Here is a 25,085-nt window from a genome sequence, read left to right on the forward strand (position 1 = left end):
CGCGGAACGGGCGGCCGGCTCGGGATCCAGCGGCGGAACCTGTCAGACCTTTCCGTAGGAGTGCGCCCGGGGCCGCTCGGGAGGACCGGCCTGGTCGAGGCGGGAGACCTGGTAGTGGGCGATGTACCAACCGTCCTCCTGCCGCTTCACCAGGACGGCGAGCTTGACGGGGCGCGCGGGCCGGTCGGTGAACGAGAACTCGACGTCCAGGTAACCGAGTACGAGGTCGTCCGCGAACCGCCGGGTCTCCAGGACGTGGTAGGCGGCCCTCATCCCGATCGGCTGGGAGGCGTAGTACTCGGCGACACCGGACCGGCCGACACCGTAGGGCTGCAGCCCCTGGAAGATCGCGTCGTCGGTGAAGACGGCGGCGACCTGCTTCGGCTCATGGGCGTCGACGGCCGCTTTCCAACGGTCGAGGACGTCACGCAGGACCGTGGTGTCTTCCGTCGTGCTGTTCATGACGTCATCCTTCCTCGGTGATCCGGCGACCGCTCAGTGACCGGCGCTCATACCGCCGTCGACGTGCAGGATCTCGCCGGTGACGAACGGAGCCGTCTCCAGGAAGAGCACCGCGTCGACGATGTCGCTCACTTCGCCCATCCGGCCGACCGGGTGCAGGGCCGCGAGGACGTCGTGGGTCTCCTCCGGGTGCATCGGGGTCTTGATGGTGCCGGGCGACACGGCGTTCACGCGGATGCCGCGGGTGGCGTACTCGATGGCGAGGGACTTGGTGGCGGACTGCAGGCCGCCCTTGGTCAGCGAGGCCAGGACGGAGGGGACCCTGGAGTCCGGGCTGTCGACCAGGCTCGTGGTGACGTTGACGATGTGGCCGCCGCCCTGGGCGAGGAGGTGCGGGATCGCCTGCTGGGTGATGTGGAAGACGCCGGACAGGTTGATGCCGGTCACGGCGGCGTAGTCCTCGGCCGTGTAGTCGGTGAACGGCTTGGCGATGAAGATGCCCGCGTTGTTGACCACGGTGTCGATACGGCCGAACCGCTCGACGGCGGCCGCGACGACGCGCTCGGCGGTGGCCGGGTCGGCGATGTCGCCCTGGACGGTGACGATGCCGGCGTCGTCGGCGGGGGCGATGGTGCGCGAGGTGGCGACGACGGCGTGACCGAGCTTGCGGTAGCCCTCGACCAGGGCGGCACCGATGCCCTGCGAAGCGCCGGTGATGACCGCGACCTTCTGGTTCTGCGTGCTCAAGGTGACCTTCTCCGAAGTGGGTGACCGGTTACTAGCCGACCGGTCGACTATTTGAGAAGGTAGGTCGGCGAACAGACGACGTCAAAGGCTGGATGGGACTCGTTTCCTCCCGCTTGGAAGGCTCAGGCTCGCAGTGCAGATCAGTGCGGGAGTGCGTACGGGTCGTCGGCGGGCAGCCAGGCGTCCGGGGCGTGGATCCCGAGGTCGCCGACGCCGTCGCACAGGGCGTCCACGGTGTCGAGCACCCCGGGGCGGTCCTCGTTCTCGCGCCGGACCAGGGACCAGGTCCAGTAGATCTTCGGCTCGACGATCTCGCGTCGGACCAGGTCGGGCGGGATGGGATTGGTTTGTCCCTTGGGCGAGTTGACGACCGGGCGGCGGCATCGGCGAACGTGGTCGAAGAAGGCGGGACCGGTGACGGCCCCGTCGGAGATGCGCACCTCACGAGCCCCGGTGGTCCGCGCCAGCTCTTCGGCGTACATGTTCCAGGACTGCCAGGAGGTGATGTCGTCGTCGATGAGGACGTCGGTGTCCCCGGCTCGCACATCGCCGGTGCGCGGGCCCTTGGCCACGGCGTAGAGACGGTCGGCGCCGATCAGCCGGCCCCGCAGCCCGAGCCGCTTCAGGTCCTCGTTGCGCACCCAGCACACGGCGAGGTCCAGACTGCCGTCCGCGACCCGGGCGGCCTGGGTGTGGGAGGGCGCGACCCAGGCGTCGATGTGCACCTTGGCCACGGCGGCCGTACGTGACGTCAGGTCCGGAGGAAGCCAGTTGACGTAGCCGAGCCGTACCGACTCCGAGCCCGCCAGCCGACCGGCCCGGCGCTTGAGGTCGTCGGCCTGCTCCAGCAGGGCGCGGGTGTGCGGGAGCAGGGCGGCGCCGACCGGGGTGAGGGAGACAGAGCGGCGGTCCCGGTCGAACAGCCGGACGCCCAGGTCCCGTTCGAGCGCCTTGATCTGCTGGGAGAGCGAGGGGCCCGCGATGAGCAGCCGCTCGGCGGCCCGGCCGAAGTTCAGTTCCTCGGCGACCGCGACGAAGTACCGCAGCTGACGCAGTTCCACACGCGCCATGCTACGTGCGCTGGGAGGCTGCGCCTATCAGCAGCGAGGAAGCCGGTCGTGGCATCGATGCTGGTGAGGGGCCCACGATGGGGGCACACCCGACGAGCACGACCGGAGGCAGATCATGCGGGAGTTCCTGGCCGAGATCACCACCACCGTCCCCGAGGGCACCAGCCAGGACGAGGTCGACCGGCGACGGGCCGCCGAGGCGGTCCGCGCGAAGGAGCTTGCCGCCACCGGCAACCTGGCCCGACTGTGGCGTCCGGTGGGCGAGCTGCGCAGCATCGGCGTGTGGCGGGCCGCCGACGAGGAGGAGCTCCACGAGAAGGTGCTCGGCACTTTGCCCCTGCGCCCGTGGATGACCATCACCGTCACCCCGCTCGAGTCCCACCCCAACGACCCGGGCAACGCCGACAGCACGAAGTGAGCACCACGTCCCCCCGGTGCCGTGTCGCCCGGTCCGCCACGGCGCTCGCGGGGGCATGGGCGTCGGCCACTTCGTCTACACCCCGGTCCTGCCGCTGATGCACACCCAGGCCGGTCTGTCGGCCGCCGCCGGAGCCAACCCGGCCACCGCCGACCACGTCGGCCATCTCGTCGGGGCACTCGCGGACATCCTTGCCCCGCCCTGGTCCGTTCGCGTGCCGTCCTGCGCGGCTCGCTGCTCCTGCTGACCGGCACGCTCGCCGCGATGCCCGCCACCCACAGCACCGTCGCGTGGGCTTCGCTGCGGCAGCCGGCCGGGGTGGCGAGTGCCCTGGTCTTCGTCGTTGCGGTCGCCTCCCTCCTCCACCACCTGCGGGAACACCCGCCGCACCTGCCCGGCTGGGCGTTCGGCGGTGTGGGCGCCGGCATCGCACTGTCCGGTCTGCTGGTCCTGGTCCTGCGGTCCGTCGCCGACTGGCGGACCGCCTGGTGGGCGGCGGCCGCGCTCGCGGCCGTGCTGCGGACCGGATTCCCGCACCACATGGTCGTAGTACGACACACAGCCCCCGAACAGCGGCGAGAATCGACCGAGGGCGCCGGACCCGACGCTCTCCCCCGCACTCGGCGAACTGACCTGGAGCCGCTCATGACCACTGCACGGGACCTCGCGATCGTCGCCCTGGACGCGGCGCCCGGCCGCCCAGTGGAGCAGGGTGATCTGTCGCTCGCCCTGGCGGGAGCCGAGGTGTTCGACCTCGTCGAGGCCAAGGCCCTCGTCCTGGACGGCGACCGCATCCTGCCGGGCGCCCAGGCGCCCACAGGGGACCGACTGTTGGACGAGGCTGCCGCGGCCCTCGTACGACAGGAGCCGTACGAGTCGGTCGAGGACTGGCTGTGGCGCCGGGGCCGGGGGCTCTCCTCCGCCTACGTCGACGACTTCGAGCGGATGGGGCTGACGGCCCGACCTCGGAGCCACCGGCTTGCGCTGCGGACCGGGCGGACGGTACTGGTCGACTCGCCGGCCCGGCGCCAGGCCGAGGCCCGCTGGTCGGCGGGCGAACCCGTCCTGGCCGCCCTGGCTGCCGCCGCCGGGCTCCGCGACGAACCGGCCGAGGACGCGGAGGCCCTCGCCGGTGACGCGGCCACGACGGTGCTGGCCGCCGTCGGAGACGCGGTGATGGAGCTGGAGGCCGTACGACAGCGGAAGGCGATCGAGGACGCCGCGTTCGACAACGTCTGGCGCGGCTACTGAGGCCTGTCCGGCGGATCAGGCGCCGAGCAAGGCCCGGCAGTTCTGCCAGAGGGGGCTCAGCCGCTGGGTGTTGTTGTACAGCTTGGCGAACATCACCTGGCCCTCCAGTTGGGCCACCACCGCCCGCGCCGCCTCCCGCGTGTCGGCGACGGTGACATCACCGCGCTCGCGCGCCTCGGCGACGACCGACTCGACCATGTCGACCTGGGCGTCGAAGATCTCCTGCAGCCGCCCGCGGACGGTCTCGGTCTGGTTGCTCAGCTCCAGGGTGAGGTTCCCGAACAGGCAGCCCGACACGGTGCCGCAGCCCTGCTGGACGGTGCGCTGGCCGGCCTCCGTCTCCTCGAACAGCTGCCGCAGCCGCTCCAGGGGTTCGGCGTTTGCGCCCAGGACGCGCGCCCAGTCGCGTTTCTGGGCCGCCCAGTGCTCGTCGACGACGGCGAGCGCGAGGGACTCCTTGGACTCGAAGAAGTAGTAGAAGCTGCCCTTCGGCACCCCGGCCGCCTTGCAGATCTCGGCCACGCCCAGCGCCGAGTAACCGCGCCCCTCGATCAACGAGCGCGCAGCAGCGAGAATCTTCTGCTTGGCGTCACTGGTGCGTCCCATGCATGGAGTGTACGGCGGTACTAGACCGGTCGGCTGGTACCGCCGGGCTCGGTCCTCCGTCACAGCAGCGGGAGCCCGCCGGCCTCGAGGCTCGCCACGAGCTCGGCCGCCGACGCCTTGATGGCCTCCAGGCCGGTCATCCCCCAGGGCCGCGGCGCGACGTCGGCGACGCACACGGTGCCGAGCACCATGCCCGTGGTGTCGATGAGCGGCGCTCCGAGGTAGGAGTGGATGCCGTACTCGTCGACCACGGGGTTGCCCGCGAACCGCGGATAGTCGCGGACGTCCTCCAGGGCCAGGGCCCTGCGCCGGACCACCACATGGGGACAGAAACCGTGGTCACGGGGCAGGGAGCGGCCGAGATCGGGCCGGGTTCCGTCCTCCTTCACGACGAGTCCTACGGCGGGCGCATGCAGGCCGGCGAAGAACTGGCCGTTCTCGTCGAGGAAGTTGACCATGGCGTAGGGCGAGCCGGTGAGCGCCGCCAGATGGCCCGCGAAGGCGTCGAGGGCGGGCTCGGGGCGCTCTCCCAGGCCCAGCCCGCGCAGTCGCCGGGTCCGGGCGGGGGCCTCCTTGTCCTCGGGGGTGAGCAGCAGACGACCGGCCGGGCGCGGCGGGTCGTAGCTCATGGCCGGGTTCCGTCGCTGTGCGCGTACGTCATATGCGGCTCCGGTGGGAAGGGTTGGGGGTGTCACATGTGGGCGCCGTGGCTCGGCGCCGGGGTGGCAGGGGCGTGGGCGATGAGGTGGCGTACGAGGGTGAGCAGGGTCTGCACGCCGGAGGCGGAGATCCGGGCGTCGCAGCGGACGACCGGGATGTCCGGGTCGAGGTCGATGGCGGCGCGTACCTCCTCGGGGTCGTAGCGGTGGGCCCCGTCGAACTCGTTGACGGCGACGATGAAGCCCAGGCCGCGCTCCTCGAAGAAGTCGACGGCGGCGAAGCATTCCTCCAGGCGCCGGGTGTCGGCGAGGATCACCGCGCCGAGCGCGCCCTCGCACAGCTCGTCCCACATGAACCAGAACCGCTCCTGCCCCGGGGTGCCGAACAGGTACAGCACGTGCTGCGGGTCGAGGGTTATGCGGCCGAAGTCCATGGCCACCGTCGTCTCGACCTTGTTCTCGATCCCGTCGAGGTTGTCGGTGGCGGCACTGACCGTGGTGAGCAGCTCCTCCGTGCTGAGCGGCGCGATCTCGCTGACGGCTCCGACGAAGGTCGTCTTGCCGACCCCGAACCCGCCCGCCACCAGGATCTTGAGCGCGGTGGGGAAGGGATCGGTGCCTTCGCCGTAGTTGTGGTCAGAGCTGTCGTCGTAGTCCATCGAGCACTGCCTCCAGAAGGGCCCGGTCCGTGGTGTTGTGGTGGAACTCGGGGGGCTTTGTGGTGAGGGCGCCGCAGTCGACGAGGTCCGACAGCAGCACCTTGGTGACTGCCGCCGGCAGCTTGAGGTGGGCGGCGACCTCGGCGACCGAGACGGGGGCGCGGCACAGGTCCAGGGCCTGTGCGTGTTCGGGACCGAGGTAGCCGAGCGGGGTGGCTCCGGTGGCCATCACCTGGGAGATGAGGTCGAGCGCGACGCTGGGGCGGGTGCGGCCGTTGCTGACCGTGAACGGGCGCACCAGCCGTCCGGCCGCGTCGTCGAGCCAGGGCCCGTCGCCGGCCGTGGCCACGCTCAAGGCCTCATCGCCGTGGGTTCGACGGCGTGCTGCCGGGGCGCGGTCACCAGGTAGGGGCGGACGCTCTTGACCAGCATCGCCATCTCGTAACCGAGTACCGCGGCATCGGCCTCGCGGCCGGCGAGCACGGCGAGGCAGGTGCCGGAGCCGGCGGTGGTGACGAACAGCAGGGTGGAGTCGAGTTCGACGACGACCTGCCGGACGTCACCGCCGTCGCCGAAGCGGACGCCGGCGCTGCGGCCGAGTGAGTAGAGACCGGAGGCCAGGGCGGCCATGTGGTCGGCGCTGTCGGGGTCGAGGCCGTGCACCGACTTCACAAGCCCGTCGCAGGAGAGGAGCACGGCGCTGCTGGTGTGCGGTACGCGCTGCACGAGGCCGCTCATCAGCCAGTCGAGATCGGATACATGGCCGGTGGGGGCATCGGTCGCCATGGTGGATCGACTCCTTGGGATACGAAGGTCTGCGGGCGTGCCCGAAGGTGCGCCGGGGGTGGTTGCGGTGGGGGTGGTGACGGGCGTGGCAGCGGTGGTCATCCGGCTGGTGCGCTCCCGTCGGGGCGGTCGGGGCCGGGCGCGGGCGCGCTGTTGCGCGAGGCAGGTGCGGGCCGCGGTTCGGTTATATGAGCCGGCTCCATGTGCGGTGGTACGTCCGTATGCGGTCCCTCCATGTGCCGTACGTCTGTGGGGCGTACGTCCATGGAGAGGGGCGTGGTCGTGGTGGTCAGGTCTGTGTGGCGGGGCTCCGGCACCACGGTCGGCGGCCGGTGTGCGGGCCGTGTCGGCTGGGGCTCGGGGTGGGCGGCGGCCGTGGGGGCGGACTCCGTGTTCTGCTGGGCCTCGGCGAGGCCGATACCGCGTTGGAAGGCCGCCATCAGGCCGGGGTCGTGGCCGACGACGGGCTCGGTGTCCTGCCGTGGAGCCGGTCCGCCGCGCAGTTGGGGTGCGATGTGTTCCTGGGCGCGGCGACGGGGCAGTTGGGGCTTGTCCATGGTGCCGCGGACCGCGCCGCCTCGGGGCGTGGGCGGCGTCGCCGTGTGCTCGGCGACGACCGCACGCTCGCCGGGCCTGATGCCGGGCACCGCCTCCGCCGGGTTGGGCCGCTCCTCAGCTCCGCGCACCGGCAGGGGCGTCGGTCGGCTGCCGGTGGCCGGTGCGGTGTCCGGCGGCCGCGAGTGCCCGGTGACGGGTTGCCCGGTGACGGGTTGCCCGGTGGGGGCGGCCGTGTCGGTTCGGGTGTGCGGAGGCTGCAGGTGGGGCGGCGGTACGGGGGCTGCTCGGCGCGCGCTCGTGGCCTCCCGCGGCTGCCGCCCCTCGGCCGCGCCGTCCTGCACGGGGGGTGCGGCGCCGAGGGCGCCCGGCGGGGTGCCCAGCAGGGCCTGCGGCACGACGAGTACGGCCTGTACCCCGCCGTAGATGTTGCTCTGCAGCCGGACGGTGATGCCGTGCCGTCGGGCGAGCTGCGAGACGACGAACAGCCCGATGCGGCCGTCCGCGAGCAGTCGCGCGACGTTGACCTGGTCGGGGTCGGTGAGCAGGGCGTTCATCTTGTTCTGCTCGGCGACCGGCATACCGAGGCCACGGTCCTCGACCTCGACGGCCAGTCCCGAGGTGACGAGGTTGGCGCGCAGCAGCACCTGGGTGTGCGGGGCGGAGAACACGGTGGCGTTCTCGACGAGTTCGGCCAGCAGGTGGATCACGTCGGCGACCGCGTGGCCGCGCAGGGTGCCGTCGACGGGCGGCACGAGTTTCACCCGTGAGTACTGCTCGACCTCGGCGATCGCCGAGCGCAGCACCTCGGTCATGGAGACCGGGTTGCTCCACTGCCGGCGGGAGACGGCGCCGCCGAGCACGGCGAGGTTCTCGGCGTGGCGGCGGATGCGGGTGGCGAGGTGGTCGACGTGGAAGAGGCCCTTGAGCAGGTCGGGGTCCTCGATCTCGTTCTCCAGCTCGTCGAGGATCGCGATCTCGCGGTGCACCAGCGACTGCAGCCGTCGCGCGAGGTTGACGAAGACCTCCAGCTTCTGTTCGCTGCCGGCCTGGCTGGAGAGCTGGGCGGCCTGCACGACGGCGGTGACGGCGCCGTCGTGCGCGCGGGCCAGGTCGGCGGCGAGCAGTTCGAAGTCGTCGGCGTCCTCGGGGGGTCCGCCGCGCGGCTTGCGCTGGGGCGGGACCTCGCCGCGGCGCAACGCCTCGACGAGCGCCCGTAGATCGGCCTCGCGGCGGGCGCTGCTGCGGCGCAGGGCACCGACGCGTTCGTGCACGGACCGGGCGGTCCGGCCGGCGGCGACGGCGGCGATCACGATGCCGGCGAGCGTCACACAGACCGCTCCGGCGAGTACGCCCCACAGGGTGAGGCTGCTGCGGGCGCCGGTGGAGCGGACGGTGAACAGGACGGCGGCGCAGGCGCTGAGGGCAACCGCGACGGGAGGCAGTACGGCCAGGCGCAGCAGTTGGGGCCGTATGTGGGCCTCGGGCAGCGAGGGGACGGTACGGGCGACCGGCCGTCCGTGCCGTCCGCCCTCGCGGCGGTCTGCGCGTGCGGCCGGTGCGCGGAGGTGTGACATCGGTGTCCTCGTACTGGTCCGTCGGTCGGGGCCTTGAGTGGGCCCGGTCTGCGTGACTCGGGCATGCGGCATCGCGGCGCCGGTCGAGAGAGCCGACGAAACCGGCCCTGCGTCGCCCGACGGACACTCACAGTAGTCGCCAACACATCATGTGCGGTGGGCAGTTGACAAAGTCCTACGGCAAGCGTCCCACTCTGGTATGAGGCCTCGTACGACAGACCGATAAGCCCGCCGGACGCTCCGTATCGAATGGCACATCGAACGATCGGACCTGGTCAGAAGCGGTCACGAAGAGGCGGAGGGGTCGGGGAGTTCAGAGCTCCCCGACCCCCTCCGTCTGTCGGTTTCCTCGCTCGCCGGGGACGGCCGCGAGGCTTGCCGAGCGCCTGTGCCGTCCCCGCCCGGCCCCGTGGAACATCACCGGTCGTCACCGTGCTGGTCAGCGGCTGCTGCCGCCGGTCAGCAGGTGAGCCGCGACGGGACCTCGACCGTCGCCCCTGGCCCGCCGGGCCGAGGTCACCCCGGCCGGGCGATGCCGTCACCGCTCCCGTCGGACGGCGCCACGCGTGCGGCAGAGGCGCGGACACCGCTCGCCACCACGGGTCGACCGGAAGCTCCTCGGCCGGCTCGAAGGGCTCACCGGGACGGGGGGACGCCGCCGCCCGCCCCGCCTGCTCGGCGGCGTCCATCACCCACTCGCCGGGCTCGGTCCAGGCATGCGGGGCGAGGTTGAAGGTCCCCCAGTGGATCGGCAGCAGCACACCGCCCGGCTCCCCGCCCTGAAGGTCGAGGTGGGCGCGCATGCCCTCGTCCGGAGTCATGTGGATGTCGGGCAACATGACGCTCTATCAGGTGTCAGAACTTCGGCCACATGCCGAGCCAGCACATCCAGGCGGCAGCACAAAGCGACGGTGCCGCCCCGAGAGCGACCGGTTCGTCGGCACCCTGCTCTCCTTCGCCACTCTCGCCGTCGGTTTCGTCATGCGCCCGCTCGGAGGGGCCATCGGCGGCTACTTCGCCGACAAGGTCGGTCGCAAACCCGTCCTCGTCACGGCGATGCTTGTCATGGGTGCCGCCACCTTTCTCATCGGCGCGCTGCCGACCTACGAACAGGTCGGTGTGCTCGCACCGATCCTGCTCGTGGTCCTCCGCATGCTTCAGGGCCTTGCGTTCGGTGCCGAATGGGGCGGTGCGATCACCATGGCCTACGAGCACGCGCCGTGGCACCGCCGCGGCATGTTCGCCGCGATCCCCCAGTCCGGCAACCCTCTGGGCATTGCGCTGGCCAGCGGCGTGTTCGCGTGGAGTGACCCCCTCGACGGCAACTGGCAGTGGAGGACCCCCTTCCTGCTCAGCGCCGTCCTTGTGATGGTCGCGCTGATCGTACGTTCCCGACTCTCGGAATCCCCCGAGTTCCAGGAGGCCCAGGCCAACGGCAAGACCGAGAAGAACCCCCTCCTCGAGACCCTGGCCGGCGATTGGCGCGGCATCCTGCGTGTCATCGCCTTGCGCGTCGTGGAATCCTTCGCCTACTACTCCACCGCGACCTACCTGCTCAACTACATCACCGAACGCCACCCCGACCTCCGGCCCGTCGCCCTCAGCGCAATCACCGCCGCCAGCGTCCTCGCCATTGCGGTCACCTTCCTCGCCGGCGCACTTACCGACCGCATCGGACGCCGTCCCATCTACATAACGGCCTGTACGGCGGCGATCCTCTTCGCCTTTCCGATGTATCTGCTCACCAACTCCGCCCGACCCGCCCTGGTGGTGACGGTGTTCATCATCGGCATCGGCCTCATCCACGCATCACTTACAGGAACCCAGGGCTCTCTGCTCACCGAACAGTTCCGCACCGCAACGCGTACCTCGGGCGCCTCGCTCGGCTACCAAGTCGCCGCGGCCATCGGCGGCTTCGCGCCGCTGCTTGCCGCCGCCCTGGTAGGCGCCTTCGGATGGCCGGGCGCGGCGCTGCTCTATCTCGGCGCGGCCTTGATCGGCCTCATCGGCATCCTCGCGACCAAGGAGACCTGGGGCCGCCATGAGCGGGAGCGCGTGCTCCGCCTCGTTGCAGAAGGAGGCCGTGCTCAGACCGCGGCAGGCACGCCGGCGAATGCCGTCCTGCCGCACTCGCCCGGCTCTCGGTGAACTCACTTCTCCTCGTAGTGCATCGTGGTGTGTTCGCTGTGCCGCATCGCCACTCGCCGGCGGCCTCGCCCACGCCGCCCTCGTCCTCAACGGGATCTGGAAGTAAGGGCTTGCAGATCACTGCAAGGTCGAGACGACACGTTGATGATCTGCAAGCCCTTGGAGAGGCTCGAAGGAGACGGCTCCCCGCCTTGCCGTCTCGGAGGATCTCAGTCGAGACAGAACTCGTTGCCCTCGATGTCCTGCATCACGATGCACGACTCGTTGTCGTCATCGGCAGGCAGTAGTCGCACGCGTACCGCGCCGAGCGCGACCAGTCGTGCGCATTCGGCCTCAAGCGTGGCCAGGCGCTCTTCACCCACGAGTCCGGTGCCGACCCGCACGTCGAGATGCAGCCGATTCTTGACGACCTTGCCTTCGGGAACGCGCTGGAAGAACAGTCGCGGGCCCACACCTGAGGGATCACTGCATGCGAACCATGAGCCCTGGTCCTCGGGCGGCAGCGAGCGATTGAAATCGTCCCAAGTGGCAAACCCCTCGGGTGGCGGCGGTACGACGTACCCCAACACCTCGCACCAAAAACGAGCGACGCGCTCAGGTTCTGCGCAGTCGAAGGTGACCTGGAACTGCTTGATCAATGCCATCGGCCCACCGTAGCAGGGGGATTCTGTTGCTCAATTCCCGGTCGGAATCCGCATGTTGACGAGCGGATGGCCCTTGCGAGCCGCTGCTGTGTCGTGCGGTTGCAGGGGGTGCTCCCGCTCGGACTCCGACATGGTTGCGAGGACTTCCGTCACGCGCTTCAGCCCATCCGCGGTCAGCCCTCACCCACAAGGTCGAGGTCGTCACGAGACGCCTCCGGGGTGATCTCCGGAACGGGCCACTTGCGGTTCAGCGGCAGGGACACATCCCGCCACCAGGGGCGCGTGGGGAGGATTCCAGCGGGCTCGAAGGGCTCGCCCGGAACAGGGACGGCGACCGCCTGTCCGACCGCGCCGGCGGCGTCCATCGTCCACTCGCCGGGCTCGGCCCAGGCATGCGGGGCGAGGTTGAAGGTCCCCCAGTGGATCGGCAGCAGCACACCGCCCGGCTCCCCGCCCTGAAGGTCGAGGTGGGCGCGCATGCCCTCGTCCGGAGTCATGTGGATGTCGGGCCAGAACTCGCTGTACGCGCCGAGCTGGATCATCGTCGCGTCGAACGGGCCGTAGTCGGCGCCGATGTCCTGGAAGCCCTCGAAGTACCCGGTGTCACCGCTGTGGAATATCCGGTGCTCGTCCCCCGCCACGACCCAGGAGGCCCACAGCGTGTGCTGGGTGTTGCGCAGGCCACGGCCGCAGAAGTGACGGGCGGGGGTGGCGGTCAGGGTGAGCCCGCCGACCCGCGTCGTCTCGTGCCACTCCAGTTCGCGCAGCCGCTCGGCGGACACGCCCCAGTGTTCGAGGTGTGCGCCGACGCCGAGCGGGACGGCGAACAGGGTGTCCGTGCCGGCCAGCGCCTTGATCGTGGGCATGTCCAGGTGGTCGTAGTGGTCGTGCGAGATGACCACGACGTCGACCGGGCCGAGCGCCGCCAGCGGGACCGGCACCGGGTGCAGGCGCTTGGGGCCGGCGAAGGGGAACGGTGAGCAGCGCTCACCCCAGACCGGGTCGAAGAGCACCCGCTGTCCGTCGATCTCCGCGAGGACGCTGGAGTGGCCCATCCAGGTCAGCCGCAGCCCGGTGACCGGCGGCTTGGCGAGGTCGGCGAGCGTGGTGGCATGCACCGGCACCGCACCCTTCGGGGAGCGGCGCCTGCGATCTTCCTTGTCGAAGTACTTCTTCGCGAAGTCCAGTGGCGACCCCGACGGCCGGGTCCGGGAGGGGCCGCCGGGGTTCTGGAAGACCCCGTCCTTGAAGTAGGGAGATCTGCGGATGCGCGCCATGCGCTCACCGCTCGGATCCGCGCCGAAGGCCTCGGGCTGCAGCGCGCGGAGCCCGGAGCTCAGGGAACGGGAACCGGCCACGGTACCTCCAGGTGGAGTCGGTAAGGCCTCCCATTATGGTCCGCCCCTCCGACACTCCTGCACCGACCAGGCGCCATACTGAACCGGGAGTCAGTAATCACTGGCCGATCCGCCCCGAGGAGTCTCCATATGACCGCCCCCCTGCTGTCGCTCACCTGGACCGACCACGTCACCGGCCGCCAGGGCTTCCTGGTCGTCGACCGGCTGGTGCGCGGCGTCGCCAGCGGTGGGCTGCGGATGCGCGCGGGCTGCACGTCGGACGAGGTCACCGGGCTCGCGCGCGGCATGACCACGAAGGAGGCGCTGCACTACAACCCCGAGGGCCGCTACGTCCCGCTCGGCGGCGCCAAGGGCGGTATCGACTGCGACCCGCGGGACCCGGAGGCGTACGGAATCCTGGTGCGGTACCTGCGGGCCATGCGGCCGTACGTCGAGAGCTGCTGGACCACGGGCGAGGACCTCGGCCTCACCCAGGACCTCGTGGACCGGGCCGCCACCGATGCAGGGCTCGTCTCGTCGATCCAGGCCGTGTATCCGCTGCTCGACGACGAGGCCACCGCCAGGCAGAGGCTCGCCGACGCGTTCGCGGTCGAGGTGGACGGCATCGGGCTCGACGAGCTGGTCGGCGGCTGTGGGGTCGCCGAGTCGCTGCTCACGGCCCTCGACCGGGCCGGAGTGCCGTATGCCGGGACGCGGGTCGCCGTCCAAGGGCTGGGCACCATGGGTGGGGCCACCGCACGGTTCCTCGCGCGCGCGGGTCTGACGATCGTGGCGGTCGCCGACATCAAGGGCACCATCGCCAACCCCGACGGGCTCGACGTCGAGGCGCTGCTCGCCGCGCGGGACGCGTACGGCGTGGTGGACCGCGGCGTACTGCGGCCCGGGGACCGTGAACTGGCCGGTGACGCCTGGCTGTCCGCCGACGCGGAGGTGCTGGTGCCGGCGGCGGTCTCCTACGCGATCGACACCACGAACCAGGACCGGATCACCGCCCGCTGGATCGTCGAGGCGGCCAACATGCCCGTACTGCCGGAGGCGGAGGAGCTGCTGACCGCGCGCGGAGTCACGGTCCTGCCGGACGTGGTGGTCAACTCCGGGACGAACGCCTGGTGGTGGTGGACCCTCTTCGGCGACATCGGCGCCGACGCGGACGAGGCGTTCACGTACACGCGCCGCTCGATGCGCGCTCTCGTCGAGCTCGTCCTGTCCCGCGCGCAGACCGACGGCACGACACCACGGACCGCCGCGCACGCCGTCGCGGCGGCCCGGCTCCCGGTGCTCGCGGAACGCTACGGCTGGTACCGGTGACGGCCGCACGCGCGCGTGCGCACCGATGGTGCGACAGGGCCTAGGGTGAACGCGTGGCGAGAGTGCGGTTGAGCGTGCAGGAACGGCGCGAGGAGTTGTTGCGCGCCGCCGTGGAGCAGATCGAGGCGCGGGGTGTCGCGGCGGTCCGGATCGCCGACGTGGCCTCCACGCTCGGCGTGAGCAACGCGCTGGTGCTCTATCACTTCTCGACGAAGGAAAAGCTCGTCGCCGCCGCGTTCGCATACGCCGCCGAGGACGACCTGGCCCAGCTGAGCAAGCTGCTCGGCCGGCGCACGACGGCGCTGCGCCGGCTCCGGTCGGCCGTGCGCTGGTACGCCCCGACCGGCCAGGCCAAGGGCTGGCGGCTGTGGATAGAGGGCTGGGCTGCCGCCCTGCGCGAGCCGGCCCTGCAGGAGGTCACCCGGGACCTCGACAAGCGCTGGAAGGCGGCGATCGCCGAGGTCATCGCCGAGGGCGTGGCCGCCGGCGAGTTCCGCTGCCCGGACCCCATGGGCGCGGCGCTGCGGCTGACGGCCCTGCTCGACGGCCTCGCCGTCCAGCTGACGTCGTACCCGGGCGCACTGTCCCGCGCCCGGGCCCAGGAGTGGGCCGACGAGGCGCTCGCCCGCGAGCTCGGACTGGCCGAGGTGCCGTCGGCGGGGCACGCGTGAGCCGTCCGCGAGGACAGGTTGCGGTTCAAGGCGTACGCCCGTCAGCGCCGGAGGCGGGCCGATCCGACGCAGGCGATCGGAACGACCCGCTCCCCCGGCGTCCGCCACGGATGTGCCTCAAGCCACCGACGCGATCCGCATCCTGATGTCGTCCGGCGACAGCGTCCCCTTCGCCGTCACGTGGTCGCCCGACGACTCGCCGCGCAGCCGGCGGCCGATCCACGGCACCAGGTACTCGCGCGCCCATTGGACGTCGTCCCGCCGGACGTCGAGCGTGCCGCGCGGCGGAACCGGCGGCCAGGGCTGCTCCGGATCGGCGGGGACGGGGAGGCCGAGGACCTGACCGGCCCGCAGCGCCACGCGGGTGTGCCCCTCGGGCGAGAGGTGCAGCCGGTCGTCGTCCCAGGCCCTGCGGTCCTGAACGGACTTGAGGGACCACAGGTCGAGCACCGGACAGCCGTACCGGTCGGCGATGGCCCGCACATGCCCGTTGTAGGTGGCGATCTTGCCGCGCAGGTGCTTCAGCAGGGGTACGCCCCGGGTGTCGAAGCCGGTCGTCACCATCACCGTGCCCGCGACGGCCGTCAGCGCGGCGATCGCCCGCTCGAAGCGCTCGGCGACGTCGTCCGGGTCGGTGCCGGGCCGGAGGATGTCGTTGCCGCCGGCGCAGAACGAGACCAGGTCCGGCGCGCGTTCGACGGCCCGCGGAAGCTGGTCCGCCACGATCTGGTCGAGCAGTTTTCCGCGTACGGCGAGGTTCGTGTACTGGAAGTCGCCCTCGGCTCGGCGGTCCGCGAGCAGTACGGCGAAGCGGTCGGCCCAGCCGACGAACGCCCCGTCGGGGCCGGGGTCGCCTACGCCCTCGGTGAAGCTGTCCCCCACCGCCACGTACGACCCGATCACTGATCTGCTGTCATTCTTCGAATCGTCTGCCACGTCGGGACATGATTCCGCGTCGAATGTGACCTACGCGACCGTAGGAAGAGGTTGACGGGCGGTGAGATAAGCCACTGCCAAAAGGTTGGTCAACTGTGGAATAACCGCTCCGTCCGCGCACACCGAAGGCCGGACCCGGGGATCGGGGTCCGGCCTTCGGTGGCGTGAGAGCGCGTGCGTCAGCCGACGGAGACGCCGTGCGAGCGGAGGTACGCGACCGGGTCCACGTCCGAGCCGTAGTTCGGCGTGGTGCGGATCTCGAAGTGCAGGTGCGGACCGGTCGAGTTGCCGGTCGAGCCCGAGAAGCCGACCTGCTGGCCCGCGGTCACGGTCTGGCCGGCGGAGACGGACAGCGAGGACAGGTGGGCGTACTGGGCGTAGTAGCCGTCGGCCAGCTTGAGGACGACCTGGTTGCCGTACGCACCGGCCCAGCCCGCGGAGACGACCGTGCCTGCGCCGACGGCCTTGAGCGGGGTGCCCGTCGGCGTGGCGAAGTCGACGCCGGTGTGGTAGCCGCTGGACCACATGCTGCCCGCCACCTTGTAGGCGGTGCCGACGGCGACGCCCTCAACGGGGGAGGAGTAACCGCTGGAGGTGCCGGCGGAGGTCTGGGTGGCCGTCGACGTGTTCGACGCGGAGGACTCGGCGGACGACGACTGATCGGACGGCTTCGCCGAGGACTCCGTCGAGTTCGACGACTTCGAGGCCTCGGACGCCTCCGACGACTCCGACGAGGAAGGGGACGAAGCGGACGACGGCTCGTCCGTGCCCGCCGCGGCCTTCTTGCCGATCGTGAGCTTCAGGCCGGGGTGGATCAGCGACGGGTTGTCGCCGACGACCTCACGGTTGTCCTGGTAGAGCTTCTGCCAGCCACCGCTGACGTTCTGCCCCTCGGCGATCTTCGCAAGATAGTCGCCGATCTTCACCGAATAGGTCCTCACACCGGCGTTCTTGGCGGCGGACTTCTTTTCGGCGGCCTTCTTCTGGGCGGTGGCCTTCTCTGCGGCGACCGACTGAACGGCGTTTTCCGGAGCGGACTGCGCAGTGGCGGCATGGGCGCCGGCGGCCCCCATCAGCGGGAGGGCGAGTGCGGCGCCACCGGTTCCGGCAATGGCGATGGAACGGGTGAAACGCTGGGTCTTCGGACGGCGGTGCTTACCCTTCGCGGGCATGGCGAATTCCTCTCCGGCGCCTGCGAGGTGAGCTGTCGGGTGCGGACTGGAGATGCCCGGCCGCGCCGAAGCGCGGCTGTACCCCTAGCCGTTCCGGAGACCGGAACAGGCATTTGTACCTGTGGGTCCCCCGCTCCTGCCGTACACGGGTGGGTTTGCGCGGGCACCGGGCGGCGGCAGGATTAGGCGTCCGCCCGGATCGGTGTGGAACGTAAGCGACCAAGACGCAATGGGACAAGCAAGAGGTTCCGCACGAACACCCACTTCTTGATCAGTTCACCGAATTCACCGTCACCCTCCGTGGATTCCGAAACCGTCATGTTCCGCAAATGCCCTTGAAAAGCGCTTGGATTACGTGGACATGACGGGCGACGCACGGTCACGGATATGACGCTGCTCACGTGACGTCGCTCCAGGTTCCTTTATTCCCGAGCGACTTGGAATGAAGAGGTTAATTCGGACAGAAGAGTCAGATGCGGCGCAGTCGGAGAACCGTCGCATCGAGGTCACCCCGCAGCCCGGTGCGCAGTCCGTGGTGCAGCAGTACGGCACCCCGGTGCACTTCGCCCGTTTCGCGGCATTCGTACGATGCGGTGGGGTCGAGGCCACGCAGCCGCAGCGCCGGGACGGGCTCCCCGTAGCTCTGCGCCTGAAGCCAGGCGAGCACGACGGCCTCGTCGCCGCGTACGTACTGGACGGCGCTCAGCCCGCCCCGTGGCGGCCGCAGCCGGTGGAGGTCCCCGCGCTGCACGAGTGGCCGGATCTCCTTGTAGAGCGCCACCCAGTCCCGGGCCTCCGCGAGCTCCTCGTCGGTCCACCGGGTGAGGTCACCCCCGACGCCGAGCACCCCGGCCATGGCGCTGACGAAGCGGAAGCGCAACGAGCTGACCCGGCCGTTGAGCTGGGCGTTGGGGCTGTCGGTGACCCAGGCGGCCATCACGCGCGCGGGATGAATCTGACTGAAGCCGTCCTGGATGGCGAGCCGGTCGAGCGGATCGGTGTTGTCGGAGGTCCACACCTGGTCGGTACGGCTCATCACACCGAGGTCGATGCGACCGCCGCCGCCCGAGCAGGACTCGAAGGCGACACCGGGGTGGGCCGCCCGCAGCCGGTCCACCAGGGCGTACACGGCGCGCACATGGTCGACCCACAGCCGCTGCGGATACGGCTCGCCGGGCCAGCCGGCATCGGTGAAGCAACGGTTGAAGTCCCACTTGACGTAGTCGATCGGGGCGCTGGACAGGAGCCCGTGCAGCTGCTCCCAGAGGTAGTCCTGCACATCCTCCCGCGCGAGGTTCAGTACGAGCTGATTACGAAGTTCTGTCCGCTTTCGCCCCGGTTGGAACTGCACCCAGTCCGGATGGGCGCGGTACAGCTCGCTGTCCGGGTTGACCATCTCGGGCTCGACCCAGATCCCGAACTGCATCCCGAGGGCGTGCACGTCGTCGGCGAGCGGCTTGAGCCCGGCCGGGAAGCGGTCGGGGTTGGGTGTCCAGTCGCCGAGCCCGGCGCGGTCGCTGGTGCGCGCCCCGAACCAGCCGTCGTCGACCACGAACAGCTCGACGCCGATCGCCGCGGCCCGCCGGGCGAGCGCCCGCTGCTGCTCCTCGCTGATGTCGAACTCGGTGGCCTCCCAGGAGTTGAAAAGCACCGGCCGGTCCCGCTCGGCGTCCGGAATGACGTACGCCCGCTGATAGGCGTGCCAGGCGCGACTGGCACCGCCGAAGCCGCCGTCGCTGAAGAGGCCGGCGAAGACAGGGGTGGTGAAGGACTCCCCCGCCGCCAGCCGCAGCAGGCCGGAGTCGTCGTAACCGGCTCCGCCGGTGATCTGCACGCGCGCGTCCGGCAGTTGCGCGACGGCGATCCGCCACGAGCCCGACCAGGCGAGGGCGCAGCCGTAGACCTCGCCGCGCTCCTCGGTCGCGTCGGTGTCCAGCGCCACCCACGGCAGATGCTGGTGTCCGGTGTGTCCGCGGCGGCTGCCGATGACCTTCTCACCGTAGGTGAGGGGGGAGCGCACGAGCCGGGACTCCGCGGCCCAGCGGCCGTGCAGCTGGGACAGCCGCCATGCGTCGCGGTCCGGCAGGGTCCAGGTCGCGGAGTCGGCACGCAGCAGCTCGGCCTCGGGCCCGTCGTTGTGCAGGGTCACCCAGCGCTCCACGACGTCGTCACGCATCCGGTAGTGCAGGGTGATCGCCAGCCCGGCGTCGCGGAAGCGCAGCCGCAGCTCCTGGTCCGCGGTCTCGTGGGCCTCGAAACGCCACTCGGTGCCGCGCCGCTCGTCGGTGCGCACGGACAGGGCGGGCCGCACGAAGCGAGGGCCGCCCTCGACGGGATACTCCTCGCGCCCGTCGAGCGGCGACTCGAAGGGCCAGTAGTCCGGCAGTGGGCGCACGGCGAGGGCCTCGGCGTCGGCGAGCGCGATCCGCGGGCCCCAGTGCAGATGCAGCAGCTCGTCGTCGTCGGTGAGGTGGACGGCATAGCTGCTCGTGGGCCCCGACAGCAGCCACGTACGCCCGTTCTCGGCGATCTCCAACATCAGGCCCTCACAGATTCCGACAGCTCCACTCAAGCACCAACATCATCAAGGGCCGCGGGCGTCCGGGGCAACGCCTGTGGACAACTCGTCCAATGGGCGGTGACCTCCTGTGGACAACTCATTGCCCCAGGAATCCATGTCGTATCGTCGACTGCGTGCCCGTCGACGAGCCGCGCCGGCGGGGCCGATGGGAGGGAGCCCCCGTGACGCAGCAGGTGCCGTCGACCGAGCCCGAACTGGCCGGAGTGCGCAACTTCCGTGACGTCGGCGGCCTGCCGACGGTGGACGGCCGACGGGTGCGGTACGGGGTGTTGTTCCGCAGCGGTCACCTCGCGCACGCCACCGACGAGGACGCCGAGTTCCTCGGCTCCCTCGGACTGCACACGATCTTCGACTTCCGCAACGCGGCGGACCAGAAGCTCGAGGGCCCCGACGTCGAGCTGCCGGGCGTGCGCAATGTGAACCTGCCGCTGACGGACCCCGCGGACGGCGCCGAGTTCTGGAAGATGGTCCGGGACGGCGACCTGGACCAGCTGCGCACGATCCTCGCGGACGGCAAGGCGGCGAACCGGATGATCACCTCGTACCGCACGATCATCAAGGAGCGCACGACCGAGCACTCCCAGGTGCTGCACGCGCTCGCCGAGGACAGCGTCCCGACCCTGATGCACTGCGCGGCGGGCAAGGACCGCGCCGGCCTGTCCATCGCCGTCACGCTGCTCGCCCTCGGCGTGGAGCGCGAGGCCATCCTCGCCGACTACCTGGAGTCGAACGCCAAGCACCGCCGCTACAAGGTGCACCGCAGCAGCACCTCCGCCTCGGCCTACTCCCCCGAGGTCATGGAGCTTCTCAGCCCTCTCTTCGACGCGCGCGCCGAGTATCTGACGGCGGCCATCGAGACCATCGACGGGACGTGGGGCGGCGTCGACACCTACCTGGAACAGGGACTGGGGATCGCCCCGGAGACCCGGGACCGGCTGCGCGCGCGACTGCTCGACTGAGCCGGAGCCGAGTGCGGCCCTACTTCGCCCCCACCTCGAAGAGCAGGTAGAGGAAGCCGGCGAAGACATGTCCCGCCGCGATGTAGATCAACAGCCGGACCCAGATGGCCCGCGGGAACTTCTGCTCGATGTTGCTCATGGCGTTTCTCCCGTGATGGGGCCGAGGCACAGCGCGGCCGTGGGGCTCTGTAGCAGGGTGTGGACGAACAGGAGCTCGACGCCGTCGGGGTCCTGGGCGGCGATGCGGTGCGGGGTCAGCGAGTCGAAGTGGGCGCTGTCCCCCGGTTCGAGCAGGTGCACGGTGTCCCCGAGGCGCAGCCGCAGGCGGCCCTGGAGGACGTACAGCCACTCCTCACCGGGGTGCACGCGCACGATGTCGCCCTGGGAGCCGTACGGCACGTGGACGCGCAGCGCCTGCATGCCGCGGCCGGGCGCGCCGGCCTGCCAGTACGTCCAGCCGCCCGCTCCGGTCGGCTCCATGTCGGCCGCGCGCACGACGGCGTCCTGGTCGGCGACCGTCTCGCCGAGCAGCTCCGAGACGGTCGTACCGTAGATACGGGCGAGCGCGAGCAGCATCGGCAGCGAGGGCTGACGCTGCCCGGTCTCCAGCCGGGAGAGATGGGCGGGCGAGAGTCCGGCGGCGCGGGCGGCGGCCTCCAGGGTGCGGCCGGCCCGTCGGCGCAGGGCACGGAGCTGGGGAGCGACCACCGGCAGACCGTCGGCCGGCTCGGCCCCGGGCTCGGAGGCGGAGGAGTTCATGCCTCCATTCAGCCGGAGACTTTGCCCATCGGGCAAATTTGTTGCCTTTCAGGCAAAAACGCTATCGGTGGGCGACCGCCTGCTTCACCAGCGTCTTCCCGAAGTCCCACACCAGCCCGCCGCCGTTGTGTGCGTCGTCCATCACGGCCGTGAACGCGTCGACGAACCGGTCCACCTCCCGCTCGCCGATGATCAGCGGCGGGATCAGCTTGATGACCTCCAGATGGTCGCCGGAGACCTGGGTGAGAATCCGGTGTCGCTGCAGCAGCGGCACGACCACCATCTGCGCGAACAGCCCTTTACGGGCGGCCTGCAGCATGGCCCAGCGGCTGCGCAGCTTCAGCGACCGGGGCCGGCCGAACTCGATGCCGATCATCAGTCCCCGGCCGCGGACGTCCGCGAGCATCTCGTACGTGTCGGTCAGCGCCGCCAGCCGGGATCTGAGCAGCTCGCCGGTGGTGCGCACGCCCGCGACGATCTGTTGGTTCTCCATCACCGACAGCACCGCCAGGCCCGCCGCCATGGCCTGGGCGTTGGATCCGAAGCTGGCCGAGTGGACCAGCACCCGGTCCATCGCCGAGTAGACCTTCTTGAAGATCCAGTCCTTGCCCAGGGTGGCGCCCACCGGCACATAGCCGCCCGAGAGGGCCTTCGCCACGCACACCAGGTCCGGCTCGACGCCCTCCTCGTGCTGGTAGGCGTAGAAGTCGCCGGTCCGGCCCAGCCCGGTCTGCACCTCGTCCGCGATGAGCAGCGCCTTGTGCCGGTGGAGCAGCTCCTGGGCGGCGCGCAGATAGCCGGGCGGGGCCTCGTGCACGCCCTTGCCCTGGATGGGCTCGACGATCAGGGCGGCGACGTCACCCCGTTTCAGTTCCCGGGCCAGAGCGTCGAGGTCGCCGAGCGGCACGGCCGTGTCGGGCAGCAGCGGGGCGAAGCCGTCGCGGAAGCCCGACTCGCCGTTCACGGACAGCGAGCCGGTGGTCAGTCCGTGGAAGGCGTGCGTGCAGTACAGGATCCGCGGCCGGCCGGTGACGTACCGGGCGAACTTCAGCGCCGTCTCGACGGCCTCGGTGCCGCTGTTGCCGAAGAACACCCGGTTCAGATGCGGGCTGTGCGCCAGCAGCCGCTCGGCCAGCAGGCCGGGCAGCGGCTGGCAGTCGAAGCGGGTGAGGTCGGCGAGCTGGGCGTCGAGGACGTCGTGCAGCGCCTTGCGGACCACGGGGTGGTGGCGGCCCAGGCCCATCACCCCGAAGCCGGCGAGCATGTCCAGGTAGTCGTTGCCGTCCGCGTCCCAGAAGTAGGCGCCCTCGGCCCGCTCGTAGACCTTGTCGAAGCCGATCGTGTGCAGCATGCGCGGGAGCTGGTGGTTGAGGTACCGGGCGTGCAGCTCGTAGCGCTCGGCTCCGCGCCGGGCCAGCAGCGCACCGAGGTCGAACTCCTTCTCGGGCCCCGGCTCCGGCGGCTGGGACGCGGATTCCGCGGTTGTCATGGCTGAGTCTCCTTGGACAGCTCTTCCGTCACAGCCGTCTCCCCGGACAGCTCCGCGTGGAGGTCGGTCGCCTTGGACAGCTCCTCCTTGACGGCCAGGCTCGCGCTGATCCGCCCGGCGATCTCGACCGGCGTGAGGCCGATGTCGGCCAGCACCTCACCGCGCTTGGCGTGCGCGAGGAACTGCTCCGGGATGCCGAACCGCCGTACGGGAACGTCCACTTCGGCGTCGCTCAGCGCGAGCGCCACCGCCGCGCCGACCCCGGAGGCGCGGCTGTTGTCCTCGACGACCGCGACCAGCCGGTGCGTGGCGGCGAGGCCGGGCAGCGCCGGGTCGACGGGCTTGACCCAGCGGGGGTCGACGACGGTGCAGCCGATGCCGCGTGCTTCGAGCAGCTCGGCGGCCTGCAGGCAGACCGGCGCCATCACGCCGACGGCGACCAGCAGGACATCCGAAGGATCCGAAGAGTGCAGTACGTCGATGCCGCCCAGCCGGTCGACGGCCGGGACGCACGGCCCCACCGACTCCTTGGGGAAGCGCACGAGCGTCGGCGCGTCGTCGACGGCGACCGCCTCGCGCAGCTGGGCCCGCAGCTGGTCGGCGTCGCGTGGCGCGGCGATCCGCAGCCCGGGCACGACCTGGAGGATCGACATGTCCCACATGCCGTTGTGGGAGGCCCCGTCGGCACCGGTCACGCCGGCTCGGTCCAGGACGAAGGTCACCCCGCAGCGGTGCAGCGCCACGTCCATCAGGAGCTGGTCGAAGGCGCGGTTGAGGAAGGTGGCGTAGACGGCGACGACGGGGTGCAGTCCGCCGGCCGCGAGGCCGGCCGCGGAAACCACCGCGTGCTGTTCGGCGATGCCGACGTCCCACACCCGGTCCGGGAACCGCTGGGCGAACTCGGCGAGGCCCACCGGGTGCAGCATGGCCGCCGTGATCGCCACGACGTCCTCCCGCTCCTCGCCGATCCTGACGATCTCGTCGCCGAACACCGAGGTCCAGGAGGGCCCGTTGGACGGAGCCAGCGGCTCGCAGGTGAGCGGGTCCATCACGCCGACGGTGTGGAAGTGGTCCTCCTCGTGCGCGAGGGCGGGTTCATAGCCGCGGCCCTTCACGGTGAGGCAGTGCACCAGCACCGGCCCGTGGAAACGTTTGGCGCGCCGCAGCGCCGACTCGACGGCCTTGATGTCGTGTCCGTCGATGGGACCGACGTACTTCAGGCCGAGGTCCTCGAACATCCCCTGCGGCGCGAAGGCGTCCTTGAAGCCCTTCTTCGCGCCGTGCAGCGCCTCGTAGACCGTTCCTCCCACGACCGGGGTGCGCAGGAGTACGTCCTTGCCCCAGGCGAGGACCTTCTCGTACGAGTCGGTGGTGCGCAGCGTCGCGAGATGGTTGGCCAGCCCCCCGATGGTCGGCGCGTACGAGCGCTCGTTGTCGTTGACGACGATGATCAGCGGCCGGTCCTTGGCGGCCGCGATGTTGTTCAGCGCCTCCCAGGCCATGCCGCCGGTGAGCGCGCCGTCGCCGATCACCGCGACGACATGCCCTTTCTCACCCTGCACCTGGCGGGCCTTGGCGAGGCCGTCGGCCCAGCCGAGCGCGGTGGAGGCATGGCTGTTCTCGATGATGTCGTGCTCGGACTCCTCGCGCGACGGATAGCCGGACAGCCCGCCCTTGCCGCGCAGCTTGGAGAAGTCCTGACGTCCTGTCAGCAGCTTGTGTACGTAGCTCTGGTGTCCGGTGTCCCACAGGATGCGGTCGACCGGTGACTCGAAGACCCGGTGGAGCGCGACGGAGAGTTCCACCACCCCCAGGTTGGGCCCGAGGTGGCCGCCGGTCCTGGCCACCGCCTGCACCAGGAACTCCCTGATTTCGTCGGACAGTTCGCGTAGTTGCGCCTCGGACAGCGCCTTCAGGTCGCGTGGTCCCCGGATGTTCTCCAGAATCGTCACGCTCGGCCCCCTCTCGGTCCGTGCCTTCCCTCAACTCACCGTCACTGCCGGTTTCCCCGTGCCGGTGGGGGCGCCCGCTGCGGCCCCGTCCGTCTCCATCTGCTCGGCCAGCTTCATGGCCTCTTCGATCAGCGTCTCGACGATCTTGGACTCGGGGACGGTCTTGATGACCTCGCCCTTGACGAAGATCTGCCCCTTGCCGTTGCCGGAGGCGACGCCGAGGTCCGCCTCGCGGGCCTCGCCGGGACCGTTCACCACACACCCCATGACCGCGACGCGCAGCGGGACCTCCATGCCCTCAAGGCCGGCGGTGACCTC

General features: G+C 70.7%; 26 protein-coding genes, 2 pseudogenes and 1 riboswitch. Of the genes and pseudogenes, 8 read left to right on the forward strand and 20 right to left on the reverse strand.

All coding sequences use genetic code 11. The annotated features are described in order from the left end of the window. Positions 1 to 42: 42 nt before the first annotated feature. The 3 genes from ACFV7R_RS38870 to ACFV7R_RS38880 all read right to left on the reverse strand — a co-directional run bounded on the left by ACFV7R_RS38870 (position 43) and on the right by ACFV7R_RS38880 (position 2,279). Positions 43 to 462 carry a YybH family protein gene (locus ACFV7R_RS38870; protein ID WP_385272868.1) on the reverse strand — a complete coding sequence of 140 codons (420 nt, stop codon included), beginning with the start codon at positions 460 to 462 and terminating at the stop codon, positions 43 to 45. 33 nt (positions 463 to 495) lie between these two features. Further along, the gene (locus ACFV7R_RS38875; protein ID WP_385272871.1) at positions 496 to 1,209 is read right to left on the reverse strand and encodes an SDR family NAD(P)-dependent oxidoreductase; all 714 of its coding nucleotides are present in this window, start codon (positions 1,207 to 1,209) and stop codon (positions 496 to 498) included. A 140-nt stretch (positions 1,210 to 1,349) separates the two neighbouring features. Beyond that, on the reverse strand, positions 1,350 to 2,279 hold the full coding sequence (locus ACFV7R_RS38880; protein ID WP_385272874.1) for a LysR family transcriptional regulator: 930 nt from the start codon (positions 2,277 to 2,279) through the stop codon (positions 1,350 to 1,352). A gap of 115 nt (positions 2,280 to 2,394) precedes the next feature. Here ACFV7R_RS38880 and ACFV7R_RS38885 point away from each other — a divergent pair, with 115 nt between their 5' ends. From ACFV7R_RS38885 to ACFV7R_RS38900, 4 genes and pseudogenes are all read left to right on the forward strand, one after another. Continuing rightward, on the forward strand, positions 2,395 to 2,697 hold the full coding sequence (locus ACFV7R_RS38885) for a muconolactone Delta-isomerase family protein (protein WP_385272877.1): 303 nt from the start codon (positions 2,395 to 2,397) through the stop codon (positions 2,695 to 2,697). Positions 2,698 to 2,752: 55 nt separating this feature from the next. Next, positions 2,753 to 2,944, forward strand: a complete 192-nt coding sequence (locus ACFV7R_RS38890) for a YbfB/YjiJ family MFS transporter (protein WP_385272880.1) — start codon at positions 2,753 to 2,755, stop codon at positions 2,942 to 2,944. 17 nt (positions 2,945 to 2,961) lie between these two features. Beyond that, a pseudogene (locus ACFV7R_RS38895) lies at positions 2,962 to 3,219 on the forward strand (YbfB/YjiJ family MFS transporter); the annotation flags it as partial. A gap of 123 nt (positions 3,220 to 3,342) precedes the next feature. Continuing rightward, positions 3,343 to 3,948, forward strand: coding sequence for a GPP34 family phosphoprotein (locus ACFV7R_RS38900; protein ID WP_385272937.1), 606 nt, complete (start codon positions 3,343 to 3,345; stop codon positions 3,946 to 3,948). A gap of 15 nt (positions 3,949 to 3,963) precedes the next feature. On the opposite strand, the gene ACFV7R_RS38905 is transcribed toward ACFV7R_RS38900, so the two are convergent. The 7 genes and pseudogenes from ACFV7R_RS38905 to ACFV7R_RS38935 all read right to left on the reverse strand — a co-directional run. Beyond that, positions 3,964 to 4,554: a TetR/AcrR family transcriptional regulator gene (locus tag ACFV7R_RS38905; protein ID WP_385272883.1), complete on the reverse strand. Its 591-nt coding sequence runs from the start codon at positions 4,552 to 4,554 to the stop codon at positions 3,964 to 3,966. A gap of 59 nt (positions 4,555 to 4,613) precedes the next feature. Next, on the reverse strand, positions 4,614 to 5,183 hold the full coding sequence (locus ACFV7R_RS38910; RefSeq protein WP_385272886.1) for a GAF domain-containing protein: 570 nt from the start codon (positions 5,181 to 5,183) through the stop codon (positions 4,614 to 4,616). Between the two features lie 62 nt (positions 5,184 to 5,245). Beyond that, positions 5,246 to 5,872 carry an ATP/GTP-binding protein gene (locus tag ACFV7R_RS38915; RefSeq protein ID WP_385272889.1) on the reverse strand — a complete coding sequence of 209 codons (627 nt, stop codon included), beginning with the start codon at positions 5,870 to 5,872 and terminating at the stop codon, positions 5,246 to 5,248. After that, complete coding sequence (locus ACFV7R_RS38920; RefSeq protein ID WP_385272940.1) at positions 5,850 to 6,221, reverse strand: DUF742 domain-containing protein; 372 nt, start codon at positions 6,219 to 6,221, stop codon at positions 5,850 to 5,852. Before ACFV7R_RS38920 ends, ACFV7R_RS38915 begins: the two co-directional genes overlap by 23 nt. Before the next feature lie 2 nt (positions 6,222 to 6,223). After that, complete coding sequence (locus tag ACFV7R_RS38925; RefSeq protein ID WP_129803880.1) at positions 6,224 to 6,658, reverse strand: roadblock/LC7 domain-containing protein; 435 nt, start codon at positions 6,656 to 6,658, stop codon at positions 6,224 to 6,226. Positions 6,659 to 6,756: 98 nt separating this feature from the next. Beyond that, a complete protein-coding gene (locus tag ACFV7R_RS38930) occupies positions 6,757 to 8,790 on the reverse strand; it encodes an ATP-binding protein (protein WP_385272892.1) in 2,034 nt (677 codons plus the stop codon). A gap of 497 nt (positions 8,791 to 9,287) precedes the next feature. Continuing rightward, a pseudogene (locus ACFV7R_RS38935) lies at positions 9,288 to 9,623 on the reverse strand (MBL fold metallo-hydrolase); the annotation flags it as partial. On the opposite strand from ACFV7R_RS38935, the gene ACFV7R_RS38940 reads away from it, so the two are divergent. Further along, positions 9,616 to 10,938, forward strand: a complete 1,323-nt coding sequence (locus tag ACFV7R_RS38940) for an MFS transporter (RefSeq protein ID WP_385272895.1) — start codon at positions 9,616 to 9,618, stop codon at positions 10,936 to 10,938. The pseudogene ACFV7R_RS38935 and the gene ACFV7R_RS38940 overlap by 8 nt on opposite strands. Before the next feature lie 209 nt (positions 10,939 to 11,147). Here ACFV7R_RS38940 and ACFV7R_RS38945 read toward each other — a convergent pair whose 3' ends face one another. Then, a complete protein-coding gene (locus tag ACFV7R_RS38945) occupies positions 11,148 to 11,582 on the reverse strand; it encodes a VOC family protein (RefSeq protein WP_385272898.1) in 435 nt (144 codons plus the stop codon). Between the two features lie 173 nt (positions 11,583 to 11,755). Next, entirely contained in the window at positions 11,756 to 12,940 is a 1,185-nt protein-coding gene (locus tag ACFV7R_RS38950) for an MBL fold metallo-hydrolase (protein WP_385272901.1), read from the reverse strand. Positions 12,941 to 13,069: 129 nt separating this feature from the next. Between ACFV7R_RS38950 and ACFV7R_RS38955 the strand changes: the two genes are divergently transcribed. Both ACFV7R_RS38955 and ACFV7R_RS38960 read left to right on the forward strand, forming a co-directional pair. Then, positions 13,070 to 14,248 (forward strand): Glu/Leu/Phe/Val dehydrogenase dimerization domain-containing protein, encoded by a 1,179-nt coding sequence (locus ACFV7R_RS38955; RefSeq protein ID WP_385272903.1) that lies wholly within the window; start codon positions 13,070 to 13,072, stop codon positions 14,246 to 14,248. 53 nt (positions 14,249 to 14,301) lie between these two features. Next, the gene (locus ACFV7R_RS38960; protein WP_385272906.1) at positions 14,302 to 14,919 is read left to right on the forward strand and encodes a TetR family transcriptional regulator C-terminal domain-containing protein; all 618 of its coding nucleotides are present in this window, start codon (positions 14,302 to 14,304) and stop codon (positions 14,917 to 14,919) included. 117 nt (positions 14,920 to 15,036) lie between these two features. Here ACFV7R_RS38960 and ACFV7R_RS38965 read toward each other — a convergent pair whose 3' ends face one another. The 3 genes from ACFV7R_RS38965 to ACFV7R_RS38975 all read right to left on the reverse strand — a co-directional run bounded on the left by ACFV7R_RS38965 (position 15,037) and on the right by ACFV7R_RS38975 (position 19,566). After that, on the reverse strand, positions 15,037 to 15,822 hold the full coding sequence (locus ACFV7R_RS38965) for an SGNH/GDSL hydrolase family protein (protein WP_385272943.1): 786 nt from the start codon (positions 15,820 to 15,822) through the stop codon (positions 15,037 to 15,039). A gap of 212 nt (positions 15,823 to 16,034) precedes the next feature. After that, complete coding sequence (locus tag ACFV7R_RS38970) at positions 16,035 to 17,027, reverse strand: peptidoglycan DD-metalloendopeptidase family protein (protein WP_385272909.1); 993 nt, start codon at positions 17,025 to 17,027, stop codon at positions 16,035 to 16,037. Between the two features lie 4 nt (positions 17,028 to 17,031). Continuing rightward, a riboswitch (cyclic di-AMP (ydaO/yuaA leader) is annotated at positions 17,032 to 17,189 on the reverse strand. A 307-nt stretch (positions 17,190 to 17,496) separates the two neighbouring features. Next, positions 17,497 to 19,566: an alpha-galactosidase gene (locus tag ACFV7R_RS38975; RefSeq protein ID WP_385272912.1), complete on the reverse strand. Its 2,070-nt coding sequence runs from the start codon at positions 19,564 to 19,566 to the stop codon at positions 17,497 to 17,499. 203 nt (positions 19,567 to 19,769) lie between these two features. On the opposite strand from ACFV7R_RS38975, the gene ACFV7R_RS38980 reads away from it, so the two are divergent. Continuing rightward, positions 19,770 to 20,567: a tyrosine-protein phosphatase gene (locus ACFV7R_RS38980; RefSeq protein ID WP_385272916.1), complete on the forward strand. Its 798-nt coding sequence runs from the start codon at positions 19,770 to 19,772 to the stop codon at positions 20,565 to 20,567. Positions 20,568 to 20,586: 19 nt separating this feature from the next. Here the strand turns inward: ACFV7R_RS38980 and ACFV7R_RS38985 are convergent, their stop codons facing one another. The 5 genes from ACFV7R_RS38985 to ACFV7R_RS39005 all read right to left on the reverse strand — a co-directional run. Next, positions 20,587 to 20,706 (reverse strand): DUF6126 family protein, encoded by a 120-nt coding sequence (locus tag ACFV7R_RS38985; RefSeq protein WP_385272919.1) that lies wholly within the window; start codon positions 20,704 to 20,706, stop codon positions 20,587 to 20,589. After that, complete coding sequence (locus ACFV7R_RS38990) at positions 20,703 to 21,326, reverse strand: helix-turn-helix domain-containing protein (protein ID WP_385272922.1); 624 nt, start codon at positions 21,324 to 21,326, stop codon at positions 20,703 to 20,705. Before ACFV7R_RS38990 ends, ACFV7R_RS38985 begins: the two co-directional genes overlap by 4 nt. Before the next feature lie 61 nt (positions 21,327 to 21,387). Then, a complete protein-coding gene (locus ACFV7R_RS38995) occupies positions 21,388 to 22,815 on the reverse strand; it encodes an aspartate aminotransferase family protein (RefSeq protein ID WP_385272925.1) in 1,428 nt (475 codons plus the stop codon). Next, a complete protein-coding gene (gene dxs, locus ACFV7R_RS39000; protein ID WP_385272928.1) occupies positions 22,812 to 24,767 on the reverse strand; it encodes a 1-deoxy-D-xylulose-5-phosphate synthase in 1,956 nt (651 codons plus the stop codon). The genes ACFV7R_RS38995 and dxs overlap by 4 nt, the downstream gene beginning before the upstream one ends. Before the next feature lie 30 nt (positions 24,768 to 24,797). After that, the coding region (locus ACFV7R_RS39005) for a flavodoxin-dependent (E)-4-hydroxy-3-methylbut-2-enyl-diphosphate synthase (protein ID WP_385272931.1) at positions 24,798 to 25,085 on the reverse strand (288 nt) is incomplete at its 5' end.

This window comes from Streptomyces sp. NPDC059866 (genome assembly GCF_042731325.1).
Classification (GTDB): domain Bacteria; phylum Actinomycetota; class Actinomycetes; order Streptomycetales; family Streptomycetaceae; genus Streptomyces; species Streptomyces flavusporus.